The sequence below is a fragment of the Nocardia sp. NBC_01009 genome (assembly GCF_045208035.1).
Lineage (GTDB): Bacteria > Actinomycetota > Actinomycetes > Mycobacteriales > Mycobacteriaceae > Nocardia.
The window spans coordinates 6735173-6749471 of sequence record NZ_CP108695.1 but is presented as its reverse complement, the minus strand read 5'-3'; the positions used below and the strand labels follow the sequence as shown (position 1 = coordinate 6749471).

Annotated in this window: 14 protein-coding genes; 13 read left to right on the top strand and 1 reads right to left on the bottom strand. The window is 66.5% G+C overall.

The features are described from left to right. The 12 genes from OHA42_RS30280 to OHA42_RS30225 all read left to right on the top strand — a co-directional run bounded on the left by OHA42_RS30280 (position 1) and on the right by OHA42_RS30225 (position 11985). The gene (locus OHA42_RS30280) at positions 1-432 is read left to right on the top strand and encodes a TIGR02611 family protein (protein WP_406231170.1); all 432 of its coding nucleotides are present in this window, start codon (positions 1-3) and stop codon (positions 430-432) included. Beyond that, positions 429-1043, top strand: coding sequence for a (2Fe-2S)-binding protein (locus OHA42_RS30275; RefSeq protein WP_406231169.1), 615 nt, complete (start codon positions 429-431; stop codon positions 1041-1043). The genes OHA42_RS30280 and OHA42_RS30275 overlap by 4 nt, the downstream gene beginning before the upstream one ends. 312 nt (positions 1044-1355) lie before the next feature. Then, positions 1356-3416 carry a threonine--tRNA ligase gene (gene thrS / locus OHA42_RS30270; RefSeq protein WP_328403292.1) on the top strand — a complete coding sequence of 687 codons (2061 nt, stop codon included), beginning with the start codon at positions 1356-1358 and terminating at the stop codon, positions 3414-3416. Further along, on the top strand, positions 3413-4000 hold the full coding sequence (locus OHA42_RS30265; protein ID WP_406231168.1) for an HIT family protein: 588 nt from the start codon (positions 3413-3415) through the stop codon (positions 3998-4000). Before thrS ends, OHA42_RS30265 begins: the two co-directional genes overlap by 4 nt. Beyond that, the gene (pgsA, locus tag OHA42_RS30260) at positions 4001-4675 is read left to right on the top strand and encodes a phosphatidylinositol phosphate synthase (RefSeq protein WP_328403288.1); all 675 of its coding nucleotides are present in this window, start codon (positions 4001-4003) and stop codon (positions 4673-4675) included. It abuts the gene before it with no gap. A 61-nt stretch (positions 4676-4736) separates the two neighbouring features. Beyond that, a complete protein-coding gene (locus OHA42_RS30255; RefSeq protein WP_406231167.1) occupies positions 4737-5690 on the top strand; it encodes a phosphatidylinositol mannoside acyltransferase in 954 nt (317 codons plus the stop codon). Beyond that, positions 5687-6811, top strand: a complete 1125-nt coding sequence (locus OHA42_RS30250; protein WP_406231166.1) for a glycosyltransferase family 4 protein — start codon at positions 5687-5689, stop codon at positions 6809-6811. Before OHA42_RS30255 ends, OHA42_RS30250 begins: the two co-directional genes overlap by 4 nt. After that, positions 6811-7854, top strand: coding sequence for an NUDIX domain-containing protein (locus OHA42_RS30245; protein ID WP_406239684.1), 1044 nt, complete (start codon positions 6811-6813; stop codon positions 7852-7854). The genes OHA42_RS30250 and OHA42_RS30245 overlap by 1 nt, the downstream gene beginning before the upstream one ends. Positions 7855-8345: 491 nt before the next feature. Continuing rightward, positions 8346-9266 carry a pyridoxal 5'-phosphate synthase lyase subunit PdxS gene (gene pdxS / locus OHA42_RS30240; protein WP_328403282.1) on the top strand — a complete coding sequence of 307 codons (921 nt, stop codon included), beginning with the start codon at positions 8346-8348 and terminating at the stop codon, positions 9264-9266. Positions 9267-9596: 330 nt separating this feature from the next. After that, complete coding sequence (locus tag OHA42_RS30235) at positions 9597-10487, top strand: LysR family transcriptional regulator (RefSeq protein WP_406231165.1); 891 nt, start codon at positions 9597-9599, stop codon at positions 10485-10487. Between the two features lie 161 nt (positions 10488-10648). Continuing rightward, a complete protein-coding gene (locus OHA42_RS30230; protein WP_406231164.1) occupies positions 10649-11140 on the top strand; it encodes a hypothetical protein in 492 nt (163 codons plus the stop codon). 110 nt (positions 11141-11250) lie between these two features. Further along, positions 11251-11985, top strand: coding sequence for an SDR family oxidoreductase (locus OHA42_RS30225; protein WP_406231163.1), 735 nt, complete (start codon positions 11251-11253; stop codon positions 11983-11985). A gap of 609 nt (positions 11986-12594) precedes the next feature. Here OHA42_RS30225 and OHA42_RS30220 read toward each other — a convergent pair. Continuing rightward, positions 12595-13215: a hypothetical protein gene (locus OHA42_RS30220; RefSeq protein WP_406231162.1), complete on the bottom strand. Its 621-nt coding sequence runs from the start codon at positions 13213-13215 to the stop codon at positions 12595-12597. 246 nt (positions 13216-13461) lie between these two features. Here OHA42_RS30220 and OHA42_RS30215 point away from each other — a divergent pair, with 246 nt between their 5' ends. After that, the gene (locus OHA42_RS30215) at positions 13462-14283 is read left to right on the top strand and encodes an acyl-CoA thioesterase (protein WP_406231161.1); all 822 of its coding nucleotides are present in this window, start codon (positions 13462-13464) and stop codon (positions 14281-14283) included. Positions 14284-14299: the final 16 nt, after the last annotated feature.

Here is a 14299-nt window from a genome sequence, read left to right as displayed (position 1 = left end):
GTGACCACCGAGCTCGAACCGCATTCAGCGACCGAACCGACCCGCTGGCGCGCCTTCCGTAACGGACTGGCCGGGCGACCTACTCTGAACCTCGCCTACCGGATCGGGGTCGCGGTGATCGGCGTCGCGGTGCTGGTGCTCGGCATCCTGGCGATTCCCTATCCCGGTCCCGGCTGGGCGATCGTTTTCGCCGGCCTCGGCATCCTGGCGACCGAATTCGCGTGGGCGCACCGGGCGCTGGGTTGGCTGCGCGGGAAGTACCGGCAGGGTATGGCCTGGTACTCCAGCCGGGGTATGGCTATGCGGGTGTTCGCGGCGGCGGCTACCTTTGCGCTGGTCGTCGCGACACTATGGATATTGGGAACATTCGGGTTGGTCGGCGGCTGGATCGGAGTCGAATGGCAGTGGTTGCACAGTCCCCTCACTCGGTGAACACCGTTCAAGGGCGGACACTCACCCAACCGGACTGGCTCACCGCGCGAATCACGGAGATGGGCCAGTCCTGGGGCGCCACCTCGCTGCGCATCGCGGGCACGCTGTGGTGGTGCATGGTGGCCTCCGCCCTGGTCGAACAGATCGCGCGCGCCTACGCGCACGAGGAAACCGCGGCTGCGCCGGTATTGGACCGGATCACCTGCGAGGTCCGACCCGATGGTGGGGTCGAGCACATCAAGGTCGCCGGCCCCGGCGAAGACACTGTCGGATGCGGCGCGGCTCTGCGGGAAACCCTTGCCGCCGTGATCGCCCCGGTCGCCGAGGTGTCGGGCGCGGGCGTGCCGTCGCTCTGGGCGATCGTGGCCGACGCGATCGGCAACCGGGCACTGGACGCCGGTGTGCCGGCGGCAGGCGCGCGTCTGGCCGCCGAGATCGGTGACAAGCTGCCGACGCCCCGCTTCGTCGAGATCGGCGGGCGCACCTTCGTGCGCCGCATCTCCTGCTGCCTGGTCTTCGAGGTGCCCGGGTGCGAAATGTGTACCAGCTGCCCCAAACGCCCCGCTGCCGAGCGCAAAGCCCTCCTGGAGAAGCTGGCCGCGGAGAGCTGACATGTTGTCGCCTTCGCGAAACAAGTGGGTACCTGCGTAACTCACCGGGCAGTCCAGACGCCGATAGGACATGCGATCGCCGGTCCGCGGTCGTGGCACTGACGTCCGGCAAGAGTTATGGAAGACGGGGGAGCCCACGATTCGGCCAACTACGCGACCGTCGGCCCGCAATGCGAGTATTGACGCGCCCAACGACCGGCGGAAGACGCCGGGAGCCGGGCTAGCTAGCATGGTCGCGCCGGAGCAAATTTGTGTCCGGCTGATGAAACGCGGGAACAAGCCCGCCCACCAAAAGCCAAGGAGTCCGCTGCCGTGACCACCTCAGCCCCTATCAGCCCTGTCGCCCTCGTCCGGGTGCCGGCCGGGACGACGGCGGGCGCCGCGGTGCGCGAAGCGGGCCTGCCGACCAAGGGTCCCGACACCATCGTCGTCGTCCGTGACGCCGAGGGCCTCAAGGATCTGTCCTGGATTCCGGATACCGACGTCGAGGTGGAGCCGGTAGCCGCCAATACCGAAGACGGCCGCAGCGTCATCCGGCATTCCGCCGCGCACGTGCTCGCCCAGGCGGTGCAGCAGGAGTTCCCCGGCGCCAAACTCGGTATCGGCCCCTTCATCAAGGACGGCTTCTACTACGACTTCCAGGTCGACAAGCCGTTCACCCCCGAGGATCTGGCCAAGCTGGAATCCAGGATGAAGAAGATCGTGAAAGGCGCGCAGCGCTTTTCACGTCGGGTGGTCGAGATCGACGAGGCGCGAGTCGAGCTCGCCAAGGAGCCGTTCAAGCTCGAGCTGATCAGCGACAAATCGGGCATCGACGATCCGGAGGTCATGGAGGTCGGCGGCAAAGAGCTGACCATCTACGACAACCTCGATCCGCGCACCGGTGAGAAGGTGTGGGGCGATCTGTGCCGTGGCCCGCACATCCCGACCACCAAGTTCATCCCCGCGTTCAAGCTGACCCGCAGTTCCGCCGCCTACTGGCGCGGCGATCAGAGCCGCGAGGACCTGCAGCGCATCTATGGCACCGCATGGGAGTCGCAGGAAGCCCTCGACGAGCACATGCACCTGGTCGCGGAGGCGGAGCGCCGTGACCACCGCAAGCTCGGTCTGGAGCTGGACCTGTTCAGCTTCCCAGACGAGCTCGGCTCCGGACTGCCGGTGTTCCACCCCAAGGGCGGCATCATCCGCAAGGAGCTCGAGGAGTATTCGCGCCGTCGCCACGTGGCCGCGGGCTACGAATTCGTCAACACCCCGCACATCACCAAGGGTCATCTGTTCGAGGTCTCCGGGCACCTCGACTGGTACCGCGACGGCATGTTTCCCGCCATGCATCTGGATGCCGAATACAACGAAGACGGCACCGTCCGCAAGCCCGGCCAGGACTACTACGTCAAGCCGATGAACTGCCCGATGCACAACCTGATCTTCCGGGCCCGCGGCCGCTCGTACCGCGAACTACCGCTGCGGCTGTTCGAATTCGGTTCGGTGTACCGCTACGAGAAGTCCGGTGTCGTACACGGCCTCACCAGGGTCCGCGGCATGACCCAGGACGACGCGCACATCTACTGCACCAAAGAGCAGATGCACGCCGAGCTGACCAATACCCTGCAATTCGTGCTCGATTTGCTGAAGGATTACGGCCTCGACGACTTCTACCTGGAGCTCTCGACCAAGGATCCGAAGAAGTTCGTCGGCTCCGAAGAGATCTGGGAAGAGGCGACCGAAACCCTGTCCAAGGTGGCCTCGGCCTCCGGGCTGGATCTGGTGCCCGATCCCGGCGGCGCGGCCTTCTATGGGCCCAAGATCTCCGTGCAGGCCAAGGACGCGCTCGGGCGCACCTGGCAGATGTCGACCATCCAGCTCGACTTCAACCTGCCGGAGCGGTTCAACCTCGAATACACCGCTTCCGACGGGACCAAGCAGCGACCGGTGATGATCCACCGCGCGCTGTTCGGTTCGATCGAGCGCTTCTTCGGTGTCCTCACCGAGCATTACGCGGGCGCGTTCCCCGCCTGGCTGTCGCCGGTGCAGGTTGTCGGGATCCCGGTGGCGGAAGCCTTTGCGCCGCACCTGGATCAAGTGATCGAGCAACTGCAGGACGCCGGTATCCGGGCACAGGTCGACCGCAGCGACGATCGGATGCAGAAGAAGATCTTCAACAACACCGCGCAGAAGATTCCGTTCATGCTGCTGGCGGGCGAGCGCGATGTGACCGCGGGCGCGGTGAGCTTCCGGTTCCGCGACGGCACCCAGGTCAACGGGGTGCCGGTCGCCGACGCGGTGGCCACCATCGAGGCGTGGATCGCCAACCGGGAGAACGCTTCACCGACTGCGGAGGGCTTCGAGGTACTGACGGAGAAGGACCCGGCATGAGCGAGCGTACGGTGCCGGATGGGCTCGCCGAACCGACCGAGCAGGGGAGCATCGTGGACACCGGGGCCGGCGAACCGGACCGGTTGCAGCGGATCTGGACGCCGTATCGGATGTCCTACATCGCGGAGGCCGCCGCGACGACCCCCAAAGACGCCACCGGACACCCGTTTACCGATATCCCGAAGATGTCGGATGAGGACGGCCTTGTCATCGCACGCGGCGAAGTGGTCTACGCGGTGCTCAACCTGTATCCGTACAACCCCGGGCACATGATGGTGGTGCCCTACCGCAAGGTGGCCGACCTCGAGGACCTCACGCCCGCGGAGAGCGCCGAGCTCATGGCATTCACCCAGCAGGCGATCCGGGTTATGAAGCAGGTCTCGCGGCCTCACGGTTTCAATGTCGGCCTGAATCTCGGTGGAGTGGCCGGCGGTTCGCTTGCCGACCATCTGCACCTGCACATCGTGCCGCGCTGGGGCGGGGACGCGAATTTCATCACCATTGTCGGCGGGGTGAAGGTGATGCCCCAGTTGCTGCGGGACACATGGGCCCTGCTCGCCGAAGCGTGGAAAGAGGTCGAGTAAGTGCTGAGCTTCTTCGGCCGCGAGACGTTCTCCAAAGCGACCGCGCCGCTGGGTAAGGCGCTTGTGAAGACCGGGCTCACGCCCGACGCGGTGACCGTGATCGGCACGGTCGCCTCGATCGCGGCCGCGGTCACCCTGTTCCCGACCGGACATCTGTTCTGGGGAACCATGGTGATCTGGCTGTTCGTCATGTTCGACATGCTCGACGGCGCCATGGCCCGTGCGCGCGGTGGCGGCACGAAATACGGTGCGGTACTGGACGCCACCTGCGATCGGGTCGCCGACGGCGCGATCTTCGCCGGGCTGGCCTGGTGGGCGGTGTACCACGAGGACAGCAAGCCGCTGTTCGTGGTGACGCTGGTGGTGCTGGTGACCTCGCAAGTGATCTCGTATGCGAAGGCGCGCGCCGAGGCGAGCGGGCTTTCCGCGGACGGCGGGCTCATCGAGCGGCCGGATCGGCTGATCATCGTGCTGGTCGGTGCCGGACTTACCGGTATCGGCGGTTACTGGGGCATCGAATGGCTGACCTGGGCTGTGCACGTGGCGATGTGGATTCTCGCGGTGCTCAGCATCGTGACCGTGTTCCAGCGGATCTTGGCGGTGCGTAACTCGCCGGGCGCACGGGACGTGATCCCGCCTGCCCGTCCCGCCGCGGAATCTCAGGAACCCGCATGATCAACCGCGGCATGACGTTCGGTCGCACAAGCGCAGGTCTCGGAGCAGTACAGGGGTGGTTGTGAGTATCGGGGAACGGATCGGCGCCGCGGGGTATGCGGCAGGGTGGCGGCTGGTGCGCGCACTGCCGGATTCGACCGCGCGCAGGTTGTTCGATTGGGGCGCCGACCGGGCGACGCGCAAGGGCGGTCCGGACCAGTTGCGGCGCAACCTCGCTCGGGTCACGGGCGTCGCGCCCGAGCAGGTGCCCGACGAGCTGCTCAGGGCGAGCATGCGCTCCTACGCCAGGTACTGGCGCGAGGCCTTCCGGCTGCCGTCGATGGACCATGCGGCGCTCGGTGCCCAGCTGACCGTGGACGGGGTGCAGAACCTGGAAGCGGCGCTGGCACAGGGGCGCGGCGCGGTCCTGGTGCTGCCACATTCGGGGAACTGGGACATGGCGGGGGTCTGGCTGGTACAGAACCACGGTGGTCTGGCGACTGTCGCGGAACGGCTGAAGCCGGAATCGTTGTTCGAACGCTTCGTCGCCTATCGGGAAAGCCTCGGCTTCGAGGTGTTTCCGCTGACCGGTGGCCAGCAGCCGCCGTTTGTCGAACTGGCGGCGCGGCTGCACGAGAACAAAGCGGTCTGTCTGATGGGGGAGCGCGACCTCACCGGCCGTGGTGTCCCGGTGACCTTCTTCGGCGAGACCACCTGGATGCCGGCCGGTGCGGCGAAACTGGCCATCGAGACCGGTGCGGCGTTGATCCCGGTGCACCTGTGGTTCACCGTCGATGCCGACGGTCGCGAGGGATGGGGCATGAAAACCGAAGCTCCACTGGACGTTTCGGGCGGTGTTGCGGCGGCGACACAGGCATTGGCCGATCGGTTCGCAGCGAACATCGCCGAGCATCCCGCCGACTGGCACATGTTGCAGCCACAATGGGAGAACGACCTTTCGCCGGAGCGACGCGCCAGGATTGCCGCTGCGCAGGCCGCGTTCCAGGACCACGGCAGGGGAGGCGACACACCATGAAAATCGGCATGGTCTGCCCCTATTCCTTCGACGTTCCCGGCGGGGTGCAGGCGCATGTCGTGGAACTGGCGCGGGTGTTCATCGAACGCGGTCACAGAGTCAGCGTGCTCGCTCCTGCCTCGGAAAACACACCTCTGCCCGACTTCGTGGTCTCGGCCGGTCGCGCGGTCGCGATCCCTTACAACGGGTCGGTGGCGCGATTGTCCTTCGGCCCCATGGCCTACACCAGGATTCGCCGTTGGATCGACGGCAACGACTTCGACGTATTGCACATCCACGAGCCCAATGCGCCGAGCCTGTCGATGCTCGCGCTGAAGATCGCCGAGGGCCCGATCGTCGCCACCTTCCACACCTCGACGACGAAATCGTTGGTGCTCAGCACCTTTCAGGGCGTGCTTCGGCCGTATCACGAGAAGATCAGTGGTCGGATCGCGGTCTCCGAACTGGCGCGCCGCTGGCAGGTCGAGGCGCTCGGGTCCGACGCGGTGGAAATCCCGAACGGCGTCGACGTGCCTGCTTTCGCACGGGCGCCGATGCTGCCCGGCTATCCGCGGACGGGCGGAACGGTGCTGTTTCTGGGCCGCTACGACGAGCCACGCAAGGGGATGGAGGTACTGCTCGGCGCGTTGCCTTCGTTGGTGAGCAAGCATCCTGACCTGCAGATTCTCATTGTCGGGCGCGGCGACGAGGAGCGGCTGCGCCGCGAGACAGGCCCGCTGGCCGACCATTTGCGTTTTCTCGGTCAGGTCTCCGACGAAGACAAGGCCTCGGCGATGCGCAGCGCGGATGTGTACTGCGCGCCCAATCTCGGCGGCGAGAGCTTCGGCATCATCCTGATCGAGGCGATGGCCGCTGGAACTGCCGTGGTGGCAAGCGAATTGGACGCCTTCCGCCGGGTGCTGCGCGATGGATCCGCGGGCGTGCTCGTGCCGGTGGGTGATTCGGCTCGGCTCGCCACCGCGATCGATGGACTGCTCACCGACGATGCCCGCCGGAATGCGCTGGTGCAGAGCGCGACTCAGATTGTCAGCGAGTACGACTGGCCGGTGGTCGCCGAACAGATCTTGCGGGTCTACGAGACCGTGACCGTCGGCGACGTCCGAGTGCGGGCCGCTGGATGATCACTTTCTCCGCGACAACGGTCCTCGTACTCGCGCTGATCGCGGCGGTGTTTTTCGCGATCGGCATCTGGGCCTACTCGACGGCCAACCGACTCGACCGGTTGCACGTGCGTTCCGACCAGTCCTGGCATGCGCTGGATTCGGCGCTGGCCCGGCGGGCGGTGGTCGCGAGGTCGGTCGCGATTGCGATCGCGGTTCCGACGTCGGACCCAGCATCGGCCGATCGGGCCAAACTTCTGGCGATGCTGGCCGATCGCGCGGAACGAGCAAGCCGAACCGACCGTGAAACCGTCGAAAACCAGCTCTCGGCGGCACTTTCCGCGATCGACATCGCCCAGCTGCGCCCGCAGCAGGTGGCCGAACTCGCCGATGCCGAAGCACGGGTGCTGATCGCCCGCAGGTTCCACAACGACGCGGTCCGTGACACCCTTGCCCTGCGCACCCGGCGACCGGTCCGCATCCTGCACCTCGGCGGCACCGCCCCGCTGCCGACCTACTTCGAGATCACCGAGCGCGCCACCCCCGCCGCGTCGACCGGACTCGACGTGGACACCATTCGCACTTCGGCGCGGGTGGTGCTGCTCGATGACGACGATCGCGTGCTGTTGATGCGCGGTCACGACCCCGCGACGCCGGATATTTCGTTCTGGTTCACCGTCGGCGGCGGTGTCGATCCGGGGGAGACCCTGCGTGCCGCGGCGATCCGCGAACTGTGGGAGGAGACCGGTCACCGGGCCGATCCGGAGAGCCTGCGCGGGCCGATATGGCGGCGCGTCGCGGTGTTTCCGTTCGACGGCGACCTGATCCGCGCCGAAGAGCTGTTCTTCGCACTCCGCGTCCACGCCTACGAACCGCAGCCGGGCAACCTGACGGCAGTGGAGCGACGCTCCATCACCGGCAACAAGTGGTGCACGGCCGCGGACGTCGTCGCGCTGGACCAATCCGGCGAAACGGTCTACCCGTACCACCTGGATCAACTGATGTCCGAGGCCGCGAAAGTCGTTTCGACCGGCACCGATCCCGAGGTCCGTTCGATTCGCTAGCGTCCGGCTACGCCGCGGCAGCGGTGCGCTGCCGATCACATTGCCCTGTGATGTATTTCACGATCGTGATAGCGTCGCGACTGGATTGGCGCGGCCGGGGTAGTGCTTATCGGAAGGCACTCGGAAACCCGGTGTCGCGATCCCACCGAGGTGGGATGAAACATTGGTGCGTGGAGGTAAGTAGTAGATGTCCTACCTGTTGTTCGATTTCCTCTTGCCGTTGATCGGCCCCACCGCCGCGGAGTATTGGGCGCAGTTGCTGGTGGTCAACCCGATCTGATCATGAGCTCGGAATTCGCCGGGTCGACGAAACTTCTCGTCGGCCCGGCGAATCCGTGTTCACACCTCTGAAGTATCGGTCCAGTCCAGCCGGTTCGAGGTGAGACGTCCTGGTCGTGGGCAAGGCCAGTGGTGCTCAACTGGCTATCAAGTGGCCTGATGGGCCCGCCTAGAATCAGTGGCGTTCCATCCATGCGACCCGATTGGCGCACATGACCCAGGAGTTTGCCGTGACCACGCCCGAGACCACCAACACCATCGGCACCGCCCGCGTGAAGCGCGGGATGGCCGAGATGCTCAAGGGCGGGGTGATCATGGACGTCGTCACCCCCGAGCAGGCCAAGATCGCCGAGGACGCCGGTGCGGTCGCGGTGATGGCGCTCGAGCGAGTTCCGGCCGACATCCGCGCCCAGGGTGGCGTGTCCCGCATGAGCGATCCGGACATGATCGACGGCATCATCTCCGCCGTCTCCATCCCGGTGATGGCCAAGGCCCGCATCGGCCACTTCGTGGAGGCGCAGATCCTGCAGAGCCTCGGCGTCGACTACATCGACGAGTCCGAGGTGCTGACCCCCGCCGACTACGCCAACCACATCGACAAGTGGAACTTCACCGTTCCGTTCGTCTGTGGCGCCACCAACCTGGGTGAGGCGCTGCGCCGGATTACCGAGGGCGCGGCCATGATTCGCTCGAAGGGTGAGGCAGGCACCGGTGACGTCTCGAACGCCACCACCCACATGCGCAAGATTCGTGGTGAACTCCGCAGGCTGTCTTCGCTTCCCGAGGACGAGCTGTTCGTCGCAGCCAAGGAGTTGCAGGCCCCCTACGAGCTGGTCCGCGAGGTCGCCCAGACCGGCAAGCTGCCGGTCGTGCTGTTCACCGCGGGCGGCATCGCCACCCCTGCCGACGCAGCCATGATGATGCAGCTCGGCGCCGAGGGCGTCTTCGTCGGCTCCGGCATCTTCAAGTCCGGCAACCCGGCCGAGCGCGCGGCCGCCATCGTGAAGGCCACCACCTTCTACGACGACCCCGACGTGCTGGCGAAGGTCTCGCGCGGCCTGGGTGAGGCCATGGTCGGCATCAATGTCGAGGAGCTGCCGGTCGACCACCGGCTCGCCGAGCGCGGTTGGTGACTTCCGCTCAGCGAGGTCTCACGATTTTTCCACCACGAGCGGGGACTCAGCGGAGTCCCCGCTCGTGTGCATAGCCGGCACCTTGTGATGTAGCGCGGTCTTTCCCTTTCCGGCCGGCCTTTCCCTCGTGCCGCTCATCTCGGCACCAGGGAGATTGCGGCCGAGGGGCGGGATCTCGTGTGGCCGATGGTTATTCGTAGCTCGTTGCCGATGGTGCCGAGTTGATCGCGGGTTCCGGACGGTCTCAGTGTGCTCATAGCAGCAGCTGGTGCTCGCGGTGACCGGCTTTTCGGCTCGTCGGGCCGGGCGATGGCCACGTAACGTCTGGGTGTGGAGTTGCGGCAACTACGGTACTTCGTGGTCTTGGCGGAGGAGCTGCATTTTCGGCGGGCCGCGGAGCGATTGTTCATATCGACGCCTACCTTGAGTCAGCAGATCAGAGTGTTGGAGCGGGAGATGGGTGGGCCGTTGCTCACCAGGGAGCCGCGGGTCGAGCTGACCCCCGCCGGTGCGGTGTTGTTCCGCACCGGCAAGGACGTGTTGGGCACGGTGGACGAGGCGGTCCGGGAAACCAGGCGCGCGGCGAACGCCGGTGCGTCGATCCTGCGGTTCGGGCTGTTGAACGGAGTGCCGCCGTGGATTCCGGCGCGCATCGAGGAGCTGCTCGGCGCCCGACTGCCCGGCACCCGGATGGTGCTCACCGGTGGCACCACCGCCGACCAGGTCCGGCTGCTCGACGCAGATGAGGTCGACCTCGCACTCGTCCGCGCACCGGTGACTTTGCCGGACCGCTTCGACCAGGAACCGGTCGCGCGCGAGGAACTCGGTGTCCTGATGTCGTCGGCCCACCCGCTCGCCGCCGCCGAGGAGATCGAGCCGTCGGACCTCACCGGCCAGGAGCTGATTCTTTTCGCACGCGATTCCGCCACCGGCCTCCACGATGCGCTGTTGCGCGAGCTCCGTGAGCGCGGTGCCGAGGTTCGCCTCAGTGACAGCGCTATGGGCCACGCTCAGATGCTGGCCGTTCTCCCCTTGCGTCCAGATGCAATCGGCTTGAGCTCGGCACGGCCTGCCGACCTTCCCGGCCTCGTGTGGCGTCGGATGCGCGGCGCACCGCTGATGGTCACCTATGCCGCCGCATGGCGTTCGGCCAGCAGGAACCCGGCGGTGCGGGTGCTGGTCGACGCGCTGTCCCGGCGGCCGCTCACCGGCTCGGGCTGAGGCGCATTCCGGGAGCCTTCGGTGGACCACATCATTGCCTTACCACCGCCACAGAGTTGTTGGCTAGCTTAGGGATTCGATGCCCGTCCGCCCCCACGCGGGCGTTCGTGCCGCATCAGTGTCGGGTGACACGCGACCCATCGAACGCAAAGGACGAGCAGTTGAAGCTTCGCAAGACCGGACAGATCACTATCAGCGCCGTGGCGATCGCGGCAATGCTGAGCCTGACCGCATGCGGCAGCGATGATCCGAAGGACCCGCCGAAGACGACCCGCACGTCGACCTCCGCGGCAGCGAGCTCGAATCTTCCGCCGATCCCCAGCGCCGCCGACCTGAACACGGCGTTGACGCGGGCACTGGATCCCGCCTTACCGAATGCCGACAAGCTCGAACTGGTGCAGGGCGCACAGGCCGACCCCGAACTGCCCGGTCGCTTGGCCGAGGCCGCCAGAGCCGCGAACGCGCAGATCGTGGTCACCGACGTGACCGCTTTCGGTGACAGCGTGAACGCCAAGGCAAAGTTCATCGTCAACGGCCAGGAGAACATTGTCGACGTTCCGTTCGTCGCGGAGGACGGCAAGTGGAAAGTGCAGAAGACGTGGGCCTGCACCATGCTGACCACCTTCGGCCAGCAGTCGGTGGCCTGCGGCTAGCAGCTCCCGAACCACCGGCCGCGGCCAGGATCTGCGGTATTAGTCCTGATCTAACGCGAATTCGAGAGCGCGACATGGACACTCGGTGCTGCCGATGGTCGGGTGGAGTCATGACACAAACCACGACAATCCCCGAACGCGTCGTCATCGTCGGCGGCAGCTCCGGCATGGGACTCGCGCTGGCGGCCGCGCTGATCGGCCGGGGTGCCGAAGTCATTATCGCGGGCCGATCGTCGGCCCGGCTCGCCGACGCCGAACGCGCTCTGCCCGAAGGCCCCGGCACAGTGCGTTCGGTCGTCACCGACATCACCCGCGAGAGCGATCTCGAGCGATTGTTCACCGAGGCCGGTCCGGTCGACCACGTGGTGACCACCGCAGCGGACGCCAACGGCGCATACCAGCCCATTGGTTCTTTCGACGCCGAGATCGGCCGAAACTTCGTAGAAGCCAAGGTGATCGGCCCCACCCTCGTCGCCAAGCACGCCCGCATCGCGGCCGGCGGCTCCCTTACCTTCACCTCCGGCGTCGCCGCCTACCGCCCGGCCCCCGGCGCCTCCATCGTCGCGGCCGTCAACGGCGCTCTCGCCTCCCTCGCCTACGCACTCGCTGTCGAAATGGGCCCCATCCGGGTCAACGTCGTCTCGCCCGGCTGGGTGGACACCCCCATCTGGGACACCATCGCAGGCCCCGCCAAAACCGAACGCCACCAGCAAATGGCCGCCCGCCTCCCCGTCGGCCGAATCGGCCACCCCGACGACATCGCCCAAGCAATGCTCACCCTTATGCACAACCCTTTCATCACCGGCACCGTCCTCCACATAGACGGCGGCCACCGCCTCACCTAGTCCACAACGAGTGGCACGTCGTCGTGATGAAAGACCGCGAACGCTCTCCAACATGCGCTATCACCAGAGGAGAATTGCGCTGTGGCACAAGAGGTACGGTGCTGCACACCAGGCCGCCGGCTCAACTAGGCGAAGTGGCGCTTTGGCTCGGCGACGGCCAGCGGCATGGTCACGATGACAGACAGCGAAAGCGATAACTCCTGCGCATAGTGTGCAGCTATCGGGTTGGCGCGATCGAGTGCCTGCCTCCTGGCCGGGCCCGCAACCGGGAATGTGGCTGTGGCGCAGGCGATAAGGGCTTTCGTCACGGACCGCTGGCTCGACTGGCTGTGGCACAGGCAACAAAGTTCCACCAGGCTCCGCGGGCTCGACTGAGCGAGGTCGGGCGTTACCCCGGCGACGGCGAGTGGCACACGGTTGCGGCGACACACCACAGCCGCCTTGGCCATGTGCCACTTGACGCGCCTAGCACGGAGCTATCGGCGGGGTCCCGGTCTGCGCAGCTCTGCCACGGTGTTGTCCGCTGTTGAACGGGATATGGCTGCGGCATATCGCGAGGAAGTTTGCCAGTGTGTCCCGTTCGTGCGGTGACCGCTGTGGTGTGGATGCCTATCGGGGTGGTTCGGTGCGGAGGGCCGGGCGGTGGGGGTGGTCCCAGCGGATGAAGAAGGTTGGGGGGTCGGGGTTTTCGTGATGGTGATGGAGTAGGGCTGGGATGGTCCATTGATGGTCGGGTGGGGTGTTGCGGCGCAGGGCCGGTTCGGACATATCGAGGCGGAGGGTCAGGTCGAAAGGGAGGGTGCGGCCCAGGAGCATGGGGCCCGCGATGAGGACGACGGTGTCGGGGGCTGCGGGGCGGATGGCTGCGCGGGCCGAGCGGTCGGTGTTTTCGTTCCAGAGGGCGGGCAGCCAGCGGGCGGTGTCGTGGAGGGCGTCGACGACCTCGCGGCGGAGGGCTTCGTAGTCGAACCATGCTGTGCGATAGGACAGTTCGTCGTCACGGCCGTACTCCATGCGCAGCGATGCCGGGCGGACGTAATCGTGGAGGGAGACTACGTAGGCGGCGCGGCCGGTGGCCCGCAGGGCGGCGGCGATGAGGTCTGCGAGCGGGACCGGTTCGGCGGCATCGGCTCCGTCGACCGCGATTATCTGGCGGCCGGGCAGTTCGAGGATACGGTGGGTCACCAGCTCGACGAGGCCGTCTCGGGTGATCGCTGCGAACTGTGGCACCCGTCAATCACAACAAACCAGGATCCGGCGGTCGCGGCCGGCCGACCGACCGATGGTGTAGCGGTGGCGCATGTGGTCGTCGCCTGGTTTCTCGTTCAGTGCCGAGCGGCTGATTATGTGCCCGGCAGAACCGGCCGGTCAGGTCGGTCGCCGCGACCGGGTTGCGCATGAGCCACCGGTCGGCCCGACCGGAGCGACCGCCCAGCCGGGCGGGAGTGGTGGGCGGCGGCGGGTTAATGTCAGCGCATGGCGACAATCGAAGAGGCGCTGGAAATCGAGCGGCTCGAGCGGGACATCTTCCGTGGTGCTTCCACGAAGACCCAGCTCCCGCGCACATTCGGCGGACAGGTTGCCGGCCAGGCGTTGGTGTCGGCGGTACGCACGGTGGAGCCGCGGTATCAGGTGCATTCGCTGCACGGGTACTTCCTGCGGCCGGGCAATCCGGATCAGCCGACGGTGTACCTGGTCGAGCGGATTCGTGACGGCCGGTCCTTCTGCACCCGCCGGGTCACCGGCGTCCAGGATGGCGCGGCAATATTCACGATGTCGGCGTCGTTCCACGTCGGCGACGAGGGTCCCGAGCATCAGGACGAGATGCTTGCCGTGCAGCCGCCCGACGACCTGCCGGATGCCAGCACCACCATGAGCCCGGAGCGGCTGTGGGCGATGCGGGAGTGGGAGCACTGGGATATCCGCACGGTGCCGCAGAACAGCGTGGCCCGCCGCGACGGCGTGGTGTCCCAACAGCAGGTGTGGTTCCGCTACCGGCATCCGCTGCCCGACGACCCGCTGTTCCACGTGTGCACGCTCGCCTACATGAGCGATATGACGCTGCTGGGCTCCTCCAAGGTCATCCACCCCGACGAAGAGACCCAGAACGCGTCGCTCGATCACGCCATGTGGTTCCTGCGCCCGTTCCGCGCCGACGATTGGCTGCTCTATGACCAGTCTTCGCCGTCGGCGGGCTTCGGCCGTGCGCTGACCGGCGGCAAGATCTTCAACCGCGAGGGCCAAATGGTCGCCGCGGTCGTGCAGGAAGGTTTGATCCGCACCCTGCGGGAGCACTGACCGAACTGCTCGACGT

Coding starts and splice junctions, on each gene's coding strand:
- OHA42_RS30265 (WP_406231168.1), top strand. CDS start 3,413: ATGAGCGAGCGTACGGTGCCGGATGGGCTCGCCGAACCGACCGAGCAG.
- OHA42_RS30250 (WP_406231166.1), top strand. CDS start 5,687: ATGAAAATCGGCATGGTCTGCCCCTATTCCTTCGACGTTCCCGGCGGG.
- pdxS (WP_328403282.1), top strand. CDS start 8,346: ATGACCCAGGAGTTTGCCGTGACCACGCCCGAGACCACCAACACCATC.
- OHA42_RS30225 (WP_406231163.1), top strand. CDS start 11,251: ATGACACAAACCACGACAATCCCCGAACGCGTCGTCATCGTCGGCGGC.
- OHA42_RS30215 (WP_406231161.1), top strand. CDS start 13,462: ATGGCGACAATCGAAGAGGCGCTGGAAATCGAGCGGCTCGAGCGGGAC.